At 70.1% G+C, this 12,189-nt stretch carries 7 protein-coding genes; 2 read left to right on the plus strand and 5 right to left on the minus strand.

Going from position 1 to position 12,189, the window contains the following annotated elements:
* Positions 1–954: 954 nt before the first annotated feature.
* The gene (locus BL254_RS10060; protein ID WP_052914631.1) at positions 955–2,118 is read left to right on the plus strand and encodes a LuxR C-terminal-related transcriptional regulator; all 1,164 of its coding nucleotides are present in this window, start codon (positions 955–957) and stop codon (positions 2,116–2,118) included.
* Between the two features lie 333 nt (positions 2,119–2,451).
* Here BL254_RS10060 and BL254_RS10065 read toward each other — a convergent pair whose 3' ends face one another.
* The 5 genes from BL254_RS10065 to BL254_RS10085 form a co-directional block, all read right to left on the minus strand.
* Entirely contained in the window at positions 2,452–4,005 is a 1,554-nt protein-coding gene (locus tag BL254_RS10065; RefSeq protein WP_047223279.1) for an NAD(P)/FAD-dependent oxidoreductase, read from the minus strand.
* 286 nt (positions 4,006–4,291) lie between these two features.
* Positions 4,292–5,599, minus strand: a complete 1,308-nt coding sequence (locus BL254_RS10070) for a bifunctional o-acetylhomoserine/o-acetylserine sulfhydrylase (RefSeq protein ID WP_076843145.1) — start codon at positions 5,597–5,599, stop codon at positions 4,292–4,294.
* A gap of 140 nt (positions 5,600–5,739) precedes the next feature.
* On the minus strand, positions 5,740–6,927 hold the full coding sequence (locus BL254_RS10075) for an isopenicillin N synthase family oxygenase (RefSeq protein WP_083730959.1): 1,188 nt from the start codon (positions 6,925–6,927) through the stop codon (positions 5,740–5,742).
* A gap of 79 nt (positions 6,928–7,006) precedes the next feature.
* Complete coding sequence (locus BL254_RS10080; RefSeq protein ID WP_083730960.1) at positions 7,007–8,410, minus strand: LLM class flavin-dependent oxidoreductase; 1,404 nt, start codon at positions 8,408–8,410, stop codon at positions 7,007–7,009.
* A 3-nt stretch (positions 8,411–8,413) separates the two neighbouring features.
* Complete coding sequence (locus BL254_RS10085) at positions 8,414–9,928, minus strand: LLM class flavin-dependent oxidoreductase (protein ID WP_083730961.1); 1,515 nt, start codon at positions 9,926–9,928, stop codon at positions 8,414–8,416.
* 754 nt (positions 9,929–10,682) lie between these two features.
* Here BL254_RS10085 and BL254_RS10090 point away from each other — a divergent pair.
* The coding region (locus BL254_RS10090; RefSeq protein ID WP_139342252.1) for a PAS domain-containing protein at positions 10,683–12,189 on the plus strand (1,507 nt) is incomplete at its 3' end.

Consider the following 12,189-nt stretch of genomic DNA (forward strand, 5'->3'; position numbering starts at 1 on the left):
GCCGGGACGCCGGGACGCCGGCTCTACCGCAACGGGAAGCCGAACCGGACCGCCAGCCCGCCCCCGCATCGAGGCGATGACCGGAACCCGTACGGTCACGGCGACACGACGCCCGGTGCGGGCCAGTACGATGCGGACCCAGTGCGGGGCCGGCCGAGCGGCACCTCCGCGCGGCCGGGTCCGCAAGGGCCATCGTTGGCACACCTGTACGCTTCTGGACCTCCCTGTGCCCTGCCACGATGTGCGGGTGCCCCAAGGCGAGAGGCAGCGGTGCGCGCTACTGCCCGGGCGCGGCCCTGGCGCGCACCATGCTGAAGCACCTGCCGACCGAGGTCGGCCCCGGATTCCGGACGTTCCCGTCCCGAGCCGAACTTCCCGGTCGCCAACCTCATCAACGGGATCAGGAGCCTCCCCGCGACGCGGACCCCTGAGAAGCGCTGATCGCAGGCACGTTCACAAGGCCACCACCCGGGCATCGGCGCAACCGGGCAGCCGCCTCGCTCGCTTACGGGAGCCGCTGCAGGTGGCCACGAAGGCGTTAAGGATCTTCAAAGTGGAACAGTCAGGCGCCCAGGCCACATCGACGATCACAGCACGACGTCAACAAGATGTTACTTTAAGTAAGTAAATCAACTTAATAAGTAATATTATTGATATTGTCAGCCGTCGATTCGACAGGATCCGCTACGAATCAGTGCTTCTGTGTACGGCACGCACGCTACCCTCTTCGAAAAAGAAGCTCGGTCGTGCTCACGTGGGTGACCCAGCGGGTCAGTCAGCCGTATGGTTTGGCGCGTCCACAACGCGGTCGAGTGACAGAGATCGACAGAACGTGACAAGGCCGGACTTTGACTTCTGATCCGCCAGGCGTCCAGCGCTGGACGCCTGCGCCAGTCGAGGAGGCTCATCGTGTCCACCGGGGACATCAGGTGCCACGGGAGAAACCACAGACCGATGATCGGCGACCGCATGCACCAGCGGTCGATCTCCGACCGGACGGTGAGCGAGGTGCTCACCATCATCGGCAAGGCTCAGGCACTCCTGTGCTCCCAGCAACTGCCCGACACCACGGAGATCGACGACTTACCCGCCGCCAGCAGCGCGTTGGAGGCCGTCTGGCACGGCGTGTGCGCGGCCGCGGCCGGTGACCACGCCACCGCCGACCGCCTGGCCGGTGCCGACGACCTGCTTCCACTGCTCATCCAGTTGAAGAGCACCGACGACGACGTACGCGAGGAGCACGCCCACCACCATTCCAGCACGATCCGTAACGTTCAGAACGCTCTCAGTCGATTACACCAGATGTCCTCGGTATCCGAACTGATCGAGGCAACCCCGGGCATCGCGTGCACGATCGGGTTCGACCGGGTGATCATGTCACGCATCCACGAGTCGATCTGGGTACCCGAGACGATGTACGTCGAGGGGGACCGGGAATGGGCCCAGGTCATCGTGCGAGCCGGGCAGGACAATCCGCAGAAGCTCGTACCCCCCCTGTTCGAGACGGAGATCGTACGACGGCGGCGACCGCTCATCGTCACCAACGTCCAGGATGAGACACGGGTCCATCGGGCGATGGCCGAGGCGGCCCGGGTCAGAAGCTACGTCGCGGTACCGATCACGACCTCCTCCCAGGTGATCGGTTTCCTGCACGCCGACCGCTACTACCACCGCGGCGAGCTCGCCGAGTTCGACCGGGACATCCTGGCGGTCTTCGCCGAAGGCCTGGGCTATGCGCTGGAGCGCGCGGTCCTCCTCGACCGCCTGGCCCAGATGCGCACCGAGATGCTGCGCTACACCGCCGGGCTGGCCGCGACGATGAACGACATCGAGGAGCCGATCAGGTTTGGCGCATACGGGATGAACCACGGGTTCGCCCGGCCCGTACGCCCGTTCCACGACACCCCCTGGCCCACGGACTCYCGCCTGACCAGGCGCGAGATCGACGTGCTCAGGCTGATGGCCGCCGGCAACACCAACGCGCGCATCGCCGACCGGCTGATCATCTCTGAGGGAACCGTGAAGTCCCACGTCAAGCACATCCTGCGCAAGCTGAACGCGGCCAGCCGTACCGAAGCGGTGTCGATCTGGCTGCACAGCGAGCGGGAGGCGTCATGAGCCGCCGGGAACAGCCCCGCGCCAGCGACAAACAGACGACCGACAACGAACAGACGATGTCCGTCCGACGACACACCGGAGCACGGACGGGTTGACACCGTTCACGACACCACCCCGATCATCACCCTCCTGACCATCACCCTCCTGACCATCAGGTCAGATCGGTGGGTGGTTCGCCCAGGCGACCGGCAGCATCCCTCCCGCACCTGGAATCCCGGCGTGGGAGGGACGGGATGCTACAGGCAAAAATATCACTGTCAGTGATGGCGGCGGGCCGCTGGAACACAGACAGGCGCCGACGGGAGTAACTCCCGGTGACGTCCTACCGGGCCGTCATGACCGTGCCGCCGAGTCTGCCGCGGCGTCGAGCGAGGTACGCGAGAGGACCGGGGCGTCACGTCCCGTCCCGAGGGAGCCGCCGGGCCGGCCGGCCGGGGAGCCCGCGCTCTCCTCGTGGTACTCCTCCTCGACGTTGACCGACCAGACGTCGTGGGTCGTGCCGGTGGCGATGTTCTCGGCGGTGAGCATCGCGGTGAGCATCGAATGGTCCTGGTTGTTGTACCGGAACATGCCGTTGCGGCCGACCGGGTGGACGTTGGTGGCGTGCTCGGCGAGCCAGCCGCGTATCACGTCGACGTTCGCCCGGTAACGGTCGTCGTAGATGGGATAGGCCTTGCCCTGGCGGACCACATATCCCGCCTCGACGTCGTCGTAGTCGACGAGGCCGAGCTTGGCCAGCTCCCGCCTGCCCTGCTCGATGAGCTCGTCGTCGGGAGCCGTCCAGGCAGCGTCGCTCTCGAAGACCGTGTACTCCAGGCCGAGCACGTTACGGCCGTCCTTGACCAGGAACGGCGACCAGGAACCGAAGTTCTGGATGCGCATGGTCCGCACCTGCGGGTCGTGAATGTAGATCCAGTTGTCGTTCCAGGGCACCTTGTCGGCGGGCACCACGAGCGCGACGGTGATGAAGTCCCGGTAGCGCAGGTCGCGCGCGGCCTGCGCCACAGCGGCCGGGACGGGCGGGTCCATCGCCGTGATCAGCTCGGAGATCGGCATGGACGACACGACGTCGGTACAGGGGTAGACGGTGGTCCCCCCGTCGCCGTCGCGCGCGACGACCGCCGTCGCGCGGCCGTCGGCATGCCTGATGCCCGCCACGGTCGTGTTCATCACCACCTTGCTGCCGGCCGCGGTGACCTTGTCACGGCAGACCTCCCACATCATCCCGGGGCCGTACTTGGGATACTGGAACTCCTCAATCAACGAGGTGATCTTCTTTTGGTTACGGCGCGGCGAGACCGCGTTGACGATGGCGTTCGCCAGCGACAGGCTCTTCACCCGCTGGGCAGCCCAGTCCGCCGGCATCTCGCTGACCGGCACCCCCCAGACCTTCTCGGTATAGGTCTTGAAGAAGGTGCGGTAGAGGCGCCAGCCGAACCGGGCGACCAGCCAGCTTTCGTAGTCCGTCTGGTCCTTCGGCGGCCGGGCCCTGGCCCACAGGTACGAGCCGACGCACCGGGCGGCCTCGGCCGGGCCGAGGTTGCGCAACGCGTTCCCGGCGTTGATCGGATAGTCGTAGTAGGCGCCGTTGTAGAAGATCCGGCTCTTGCGCGGCCGCAGCAGGAAGTCGGCGTCGTCGAGAATCTCGTGCCAGAGCTCCTCGACCGCCCGGACCTTGGTGAAGAACCGGTGGCCGCCGATGTCGAACCGCCAGCCGTCGCGCTCGACCGTCCGGGAGATGCCGCCGACCTGACTGTCCGCCTCGAGGACGGTGGAGGCGATCCCGTACTTGTGCAGTTGGAAGGCCGCGCTCAGACCCGCTGGACCGGCGCCTATCACCAGGATCTCGCGACCGGGTTCCGCGGGCGGCGTTGAAAGCTCGGTCATGGGATGCAACGGCTCCTTGATGGCTGAAGGGGACGATTCCTGCGGCTGACTACCCGGCGGTGCCGGTCACCCTGCGCTGGCCAGCCCGCGGTGGCTACGTGGTGTGACATAGCGGTCACGACCCGATCGGAGATCGTCATCTTCGATGACCGTTCCCGCGTCGCCCGCAATGATCACGCTTTCCATCTTCACCAGAGTAGAGAGTAGATAGTCCGCGAGGGCGGGGGGACGGYGGGTCTCACCACAGCCGTCCGAGTGGCCGTCTGCTGGCCGTTCGGGTGACGGCTCAGGCGTCGGATGCTCCGGCCGCCGCGGCGAAGCCGGTGCGCAGGTCGGCAAGGATGTCGTCGATCCCCTCCAGGCCGACCGAGAGCCGGACCAGCTCGCCGCTGACCCCGCTCGCGGCCTGCTCGGCCGCGGTGAGCTGGGCGTGGGTGGTCGTGGCGGGATGAATGGCCAGCGAGCGCACGTCACCGACGTTGGCCAGATGGCTGTGCAGCGCAAGGGCCTCGACGAAGGCCCGGCCCGCCGCCGCGCCGCCGCGGATCCCGAAGGCCAGCACGGCGCCGGCGCCGGCCGGCAGGTAGCGCGTCGCCGCCGCGTGCCAGCGGCTGCTCTCCAGCCCCGGGTAGGCGACCCACAGCACGTCGTCGCGGCCCTCAAGCCAGCGCGCCACCGCCAGCGCGTTCTCCGAGTGCCGCTGTACCCGCAGCGACAGCGTCTCCAGCCCCTGYAGCAGCAGGAAGGCGTTGACCGGCGACAGCGCCGGGCCGAGGTCGCGCAGCAGCTTCGCCCGGGCCCGCACGATGTAGGCGAGCTCCGGGAAGGCCTCGAGGAACACCAGCCCGTTGTAGGACGGATCCGGTCTGGTGAACCGTGGGTAACGCCCGTTGCCCCAGTCGAACCGGCCGCCATCGACGATGACCCYGCCGATGGACGTGCCGTGCCCGCCGATGAACTTCGTCGCCGAGTGCACGATCACGTCGGCGCCGTGCTCAAGCGGGCGGGACAGATACGGGGAGGCCAGGGTGTTGTCGACGATGAGCGGCGCGCCCGCCTCGTGCGCGACCTCGGCCACCCCGGCGATATCGAGGACGTTCCCGCGCGGATTGCCGATCGTCTCCCCGTAGAAGGCGGCGGTGTTCGGGCGCGCGGCGGCCTTCCAGGCGCCCAGGTCGTCGGGGTCGTCGATGAAGGTCGTCTCGATGCCGAACTCGGACAGCGTGTGGGCGAACAGCGCATACGTCCCGCCGTACAGCGACGACGACGAGACCAGATGATCGCCGGCGGAGGCGATGGTGAGGATCGCCAGCGCCTGCGCGGCCTGCCCGCTGGCCGTCGCCAGCGCCGCGACACCGCCTTCGAGGTCCGCGACCCGCTGCTCCAGGACGTCCTGGGTCGGGTTGACCACCCGGGTGTAGGTGAACCCGAACTCGGCGAGCGAGAACAGGTCCGCCGCATGGCGGGTGTCCTCGAAGACGAACGACGTGCTCTGGTAGATCGGCACCGCGCGGGCGCCCGTCGCCGGATCCGGCTGGGCGCCGGCATGGACCTGCCGGGTCTCGAAGCTGTACGTCGTGGACTCGCTCGTCACGGGTTTCCTCTCACTGCTCGCTACCTGGTCGGTTCACTGCCTGGCCGCCGTCTGTCACCGCTCACTGTCCGGCCGCCGTCCGGCCGCCGTCCGGCCGCTGTCGGCTCACCTGCCCACAACCGGCGGGCCGGGCGGCATGATCAGTATGCTCCTCGGCCGGCGGGCGCCTCGACGTCGGAGTAGTACCGCCGGGCCACCTCGGGATGGCTGCGCAGCCAGCTCTTGAGGGTGTTGACGCCGTGCTCGGCAAAGATCGGGTTGCGCGGGTCGGGAGGCGCGGACGGCGGTAGCTGCCGGCGCAGCTCCTCCGGCAGCGGCAGGGGTGCCAGCGTCGCCGACAGGTGCGGGCCGAAGAAGAAGGCCGCCGACACCCGCTCCGTCCCGGCCGGTGGGCTGACGACCCGGTGCACGGTCGCCCGGTAGTAACGCTGGGTCGCCAGTTCGAACATCTCGCCGATGTTGACCACGAAGGTCCCCGGTACCGGGGTGACGTCGATCCAGCCGTCGGCCGGCACGTCCGTACCCGCCTGCGGGCTGCGCGCGACCTGCAGGCCGCCGGTGTCGTCCTGCAGGACGAACGTGACGAAACCGCCGTCCTTGTGCGCGCCGACGCCCTGGTCGTAGTCGGCCGCGAAGCCCGCCGGCGCGGGCAGGTAGCGGATCAGCTTCAGATGCGAGCGAGGGTCGACGGCGAACCTCGGGTCCAGCTGGTCGGCGGCCAGGCCGAGCGATTCGGCGAACGCGTGGACCAGCGTGCGGGCGAGCCGTCCCAGCTCGGCCATGTAGGCATCGACGATCTCCCGCATCCGCGGGAGCGCGRCCGGCCACTGGTTGGGGCCGTCGAGGCGCAGGTAGGGCGGGTCGTGCGGACCGAGCTGGCGGACGGGGCGCTCGTCGCCGACGTCGATCTGCTCACGGATGTCGGGGTTGTCCCGGGTGATCTCGTGGCCGAGTCGGGTGTAGCCGCGGAAGTGCGGCGAGTGGACGTTTTCGATCTCGAGCTTGACGTCCTCGGGCAGGTGGAAGAACTCCCGGCTGACCGCCAGCACGGCGGCGGTGGTGGCCGGCGGGATCCCGTGCCCGGTGAGGTAGAAGAAGCCCAGCCCGTGGCAGGCCGCGCGCAACGCCGCCAGGAACGCCGCCCGCCCGGGGCCGCCCGTGCGGTAGGGGCCGATGTCCAGCGTGGGCAGGGCGGCCACCGGCCCGGCAGGCCCCGGCCCGTCCGGGCCGATGCCGTCAGCGTCGGAGTTGGAGTCGGCGCTTTCGACACCGATGCCGATGCCGATGCCGCCGGCGCTGGCGTTGTCGGTGTGGGTCGTCTCGGTCATCGTCGGCCTCCTTGTCGGTCGTGGGCCGGAAGTGACGGCGGTCGGTGACCGCCGTTCGGTCGGATGCGCCTGGCAGCGGTCACGCGCTGTGCCGATCACGGGCGTACCGGCTGGCCGGGCGGGGCAGTCCCAGGTTCTCGCGCAGGGTCCGGCCCTCGTAGGAGGTCCGGAACAGGCCACGGCGTCGCAGGTGCGGGATGACCAGGTCCGCGAAGTCGTCGAGCGTCTCCGGCAGATACGGGAAGATCACGTTGAAACCGTCCGCGGCCTGCGTCTCGAACCACTCCTGGATGTGGTCGGCGATCGTCTCGGGGGTGCCGACGATGGTCCGCTCGTCACGGGCCAGCCCCCTGGCGAGCTCGCGGATGGTCAGGTTGCGGGCGCGGGCCCGGTCCACGATGAGCCGCTGGGCGCTGCGGCTCTGGTTCGAGGGGGGCAGCTCCGGCAGCGGCCCGTCCAACGGGTACGTCGACAGGTCGACGCCGCCGAGCCAGTAGGCGAGATCGGCCAGCGCCACCCGCGGGTCGAGCAGCGCGTACAGCCGCTCGGCCTTGTCCTCGGCCTCGGTGAGGGTGCGGCCGACGATCGTGGACAGCGCCGGCAGGACGAGGACATGCTCCGGGTTGCGGCCGGCCGCGGCCGCCCGCGCCTTGATCTCGGCGTAGAAGGCCCGGGCGGCGGCGCTGTCGGGATGGTGGGTGAAGACGACGTCCGCGACCGCCGCCGCCAGCGACCTGCCGGCCTCGGAGGAGCCGGCCTGGACGATCACCGGCCGGCCCTGCGGCGGCCGGGGGATGTTCAACGGCCCGGTCACCGAGAAATACCTGCCCCGGTGGTCGAGCCGGTGCACCTTGTCGTCGTCGAAGTAGATCCCGGACGCCTGGTCGTGGCGGAACGCGTCGTCGTCGAAGCTGTCCCACAGGCCGGTCACCACCTGATGGAACTCCGCGGCCCGCCGGTAGCGCTCGGCGTGCTCGACGTGCTCGGGCAGGCCGAAGTTGCGTGCCTCGGCGTCGTTGAGCGAGGTGACCAGGTTCCAGCCGGCCCGCCCCCGGCTGAGGTGGTCCAGCGAGGCGAACGTGCGCGCCAGGTGGTAGGGCTCGTTGTAGGTGGTGGACGCGGTGGCGATGAGCCCGATCCGGCTGGTGGCGGTGGACAGCGCTGCGAGCAGGGTCGTCGGCTCGAAGGAGTCGTTGACCACCGAGACCCGGCGCAGCACCTCCTGGTCGGCGAAGGGCACCCCGACGAGGTCGGCGAAGAAGAGCGCGTCGAAGCGGGCCCGCTCGGCGGTCCGCGCCAGGTCGATCAGGTGCCGGATGTTCACGCCCGCGTCCGGGACGGCGCCCGGGTGCCGCCAGGCGGCCAGGAACTCCCCCGGCGGCTTGAGGAAGGCGTTGAGATGCAGCCGTCGCCGGCCGCCGTGCTCGGTGACGCCGGCTGCGCCGGTCGCGCCGGTCGTGCCGGGTGCCACGTCAGATGCCATAAGTCACCGGCTTCCCTCCGCCGTCCCTGCCCCGTCCCGCCGCCTCGCGCCCACCGGCCGTGGCCCGGCGCCCCCGCCGCCGCCGATACCCGCGCTGTCCCCGATGTTCGCGCTGCCCACGATCGCGGCGTCCCTGACGCCCACGGCATCCTCGGTGTCGGCCCACGGACGTGCGCCGGCCCGGGGGCGCGGCAGCCCGAGGTGGCCGCGCAGCGTCGTCGTCTCGTAGGCGTGGCGGAACAGCCCGCGGCGGCGCAGCTCGGGGACGACGTGGTCGACGAAGTCCTCGGCGGCGCCGGGCAGGTAGGGAAAACTAACGTTGAAACCGTCGGCGGCGCGGGTGGTGAACCACTCCTCGATGTGGTCGGCGACATCCTCCGGGGTGCCGACCACGGCACCCGCGGTGGTGAACCGCAGCGCCAGCTGGCGGATCGTGAGGTGCTCGCGGCGGGCCAGGTCGAGCATCAGCTCCTGCCGGCTCCTGCTCCGGTTGGTCGCGCCGATGGGCGGCAGCGGCCCGTCCAACGGGTACCCGGACAGGTCGAGATCCCCGATGTTGTCCTGGACGAGCCGGCGCGCCACGTCGTCGTGGACCAGTTCCTGTAGTTCGGCCAGGCGGGCCCGGGCCCGCTCCCGGGTGCTCGCGACGAACGGTGAGAGCAGCGGCCAGACCAACAGGTGGTCGCTGTCGCGGCCGTACGCCGCCGCGCGTGCCTTGATGTCGGCGTAGAACGCCTGGGCGCCGGCCAGCGTGGTCTGGGCGGTGAACACCACCTCGCCGTGGCGGGCCGCGAACGCCAGGCCGGTCTCCGACGAGCCGGCCTGGAAGATCACCGGATGGCCCTGCGGCGGCCGGGAGATGTTCAGCGGCCCGCGCACCGTGAAATGCGGGCCGGCATGGTGCGGGGTGCGCAGACCGGCCGGGTCGTAGTAGTGCCCGGCCGCGGCATCCCGGACGACCGAGCCGTCGTCGAAACTGTCCCACAGCTTCCGGACGACCTCGACGAACTCCTCGGCCCGCAGATAGCGCGCGCTGTGGTCGAGATGGGTGTCCCGGCCGAAGTTGCCGGCCTCCAGCGGGACCACCGACGTCACCACGTTCCAACCGGCCCGACCGGCGGAGAGATGATCCAGGGAGGCGAACCTGCGCGCGATGTGGAACGGCTCGTTGTACGTCGTCGTCGCGGTGGCGACCAGGCCGATCCGTTCGGTCACGGTGGACAGCGCGGCCAGCAGGGTCAACGGCTCGAAGTGGTCGGCGCGGGCGGTGCGCCGCAACGAGTCGTACTGGTGTCCCCAGATGGCCACGACGTCGGCGACGAACAGCGCGTCGAACGTCCCCCGCTCCAGCGTTCTGGCCAGCTGGATGTGATGGTCGAGGTCGAGCTGGCCGCCCGGCGGCGAGGAGGGGTGCCGCCAGCCGGCGATGTGCCCGCCGGAGCCGTGCAGGATCGTGCCCAGGGTCAGCTGGCGCCGGGAGCGGCCCGGTGCCGGCGCCACGTCCGTGACGGAGGTCATGTCGGGGTCCTCTCCACCGCCGGCGCGACGGCCGGGGCGTGCCGAGGCGGTGGGACGGGTCGATCGGTGCGTCGCGTCGTTGTCTGGCGTGTCGTTGCCTGGCGTGTCGTGATGCGCCGTGGCCGCGGGTGGCCGGCGGCGCGACCAGCTCACCGTCGCCGAGAATTGATCATCAATTGATCATCGTGGCCGGGCGGACCGCACAGGGTGCGTCACCACACGAGGCCACGAGCCCGCAGGACACGAGATGATGTTGACGGTGGACGGCGGATCCCGCGACTGTCGGGCCGGATCAACGGCGGCTCTGGTCGACGTCAACAGATCTGGTCGAAATGATGCGCGCGGCGGGAGGCCCAGAACGGATCGAGCATCACCGTCCAGGACGCGGATCCGGCACGCATCGTCCGAATGTAACCGCACCGGTGGCCAGGGGTCCAGCATCACCGCGCGGGCAGCAGCGGGCCAGCGAACGCTACGCGGCCGGTATCCATCGGATACGGCCAGGGATACCGCCGGTATCCATCGGATACGGCCAGAGATACCGCCGGGATCCGAGGGATACCGGCCGGGAATACGGCCGGACACAGGCCGTGGCAGGCCACCGGGCGAGATCGGGCGAACTCGGGGGATCCCGGCGGGCCGGCGAACAGGAGGGCCGGGACAACAGGGCCGGGGCAACGATGAGGCCGGCTGGTTTGGGTAGGGTGTGGCGGTCCCGGTTCGCCCGCGGTCGCGGGGGGAGGACGGGGGTGAGATGGACGGCGAGGGAGCACAGGGCATCACGCCCGGAGATCTTTTCGACGATCTCCCCATGAACCGCACGGTAACGGTCAGCGTGGACCCGCACGGTGTCGTCACCGCGTGCGGCTCGTACGCCCACCAGCCGCTCGGATACCCTCCGGCCGAGCTCGTCGGACGGCCAGCGGCCGACCTTCTTGCCGCTCCGCTCCCGCAACCGGCCCGATGCCACCTGACGGACGGGCGAAGCTGGAGCGGGACTGTCACCCTGCGCCACCGCGACGGGCACGGCCTGGACGTGTGGCTGCACGCCCAGCCACTGCTGGCCGGTAACGGGACGGTGGCCCAGTGGTTCGTGACCGCCGTCACCGTCGAGGACCTGCGCAACCACCAGCGTGAGCGCCAGGCTGAGCTGACGCTGGTGAACTGGGCGTTCACCCAGGCCCCGGTCGGTCTGGCGATCTTCGATACCGAGGTGCGGGTCTGCCGGCTGAACGACGAGTCAGCCCACATGATCGGCCTGCGGGAGCAGGACGCGCGCGGACGTCCGGCGGCGGAGGTGTTCCCCGCCCCCGGACATCAGCCCTCCGGCCTGGTCGAGCGGGCCCGCCAGGTGGTGCGGACCGGTGAGCCGGCGTACTACGRGGCCTTCCGCCGGGCACCGGCCGACTCCCACGAACGTGCCTGGGCGATCACCCTGTCACCGGTGCGGGACCCGGCCGGCCAGGTCCGAGGGGTGCTCAGCGCGTCGCTCGACATCAGCGAGCGGTACTGGGCCCGGCAGCGGCTGACCCTGCTCAACGAGGCCAACGCCGCCATCGGCAGCACCCTCGAGGTCACCCGCACCGCCCAGGAGTTCGCCGACATCGCCGTCCCCCGTCTCGCCGACTGGGCCAGCGTCGACCTCCTCGACACCGTCTACCAAGGTGACGAGCCGCCGTCAGGACCGATCACCACCCCGGTGGTGCTGCGCCGCACCGCCCACCAGTCCGTCTTCGCGGGGCAGCCGGAAGCCGTCGTCGCGCTGGGCCAGACCGACACCTACCCTCCGAACTCCCCCATCGCCATCGCCCTCGCCAGCGGACAGAGCGTCTCCTACCCGATCTCCGATCCGCGTGTGGCACGGTGGGTGGCGGGCAGCCCGCCGCGGGCCGCCCGGATCCGCGAGTACGGATTCCATTCCGTCATGATTATTCCGTTACGTGCCCGGGGAAGCATTCTCGGCGTCGCCGTCTTCATTCGTCACCAGCACCATCCCGAGCCCTTCACCCCCGACGACCTCGTCCTGGCCGACGATCTCGGTGCCCGCACCGCCGTCTGTCTCGACAACGCCCGCCGCTACACCCGCGAACGCGCCACCGCCCTCACCCTCCAGCACAGCCTGCTCCCCCACCACCTGCCGCGGCACACCGCCGTGGAGGTCGCCTCCCGCTACCTGCCCGCCGGCGCCCAGGCCGGCGTCGGCGGCGACTGGTACGACGTCATCCCGCTCTCCGGCGCCCGCGTCGCCCTCGTCGTCGGCG

Origin of the sequence: Protofrankia sp. BMG5.30 (assembly GCF_001983005.1) — a bacterium.
Classification (GTDB): domain Bacteria; phylum Actinomycetota; class Actinomycetes; order Frankiales; family Frankiaceae; genus Protofrankia; species Protofrankia coriariae.

Coding starts and splice junctions, on each gene's coding strand:
- BL254_RS10065 (WP_047223279.1), bottom strand. CDS start 4,005: ATGACCGAGCTTTCAACGCCGCCCGCGGAACCCGGTCGCGAGATCCTG.
- BL254_RS10080 (WP_083730960.1), bottom strand. CDS start 8,410: ATGGCATCTGACGTGGCACCCGGCACGACCGGCGCGACCGGCGCAGCC.
- BL254_RS10085 (WP_083730961.1), bottom strand. CDS start 9,928: ATGACCTCCGTCACGGACGTGGCGCCGGCACCGGGCCGCTCCCGGCGC.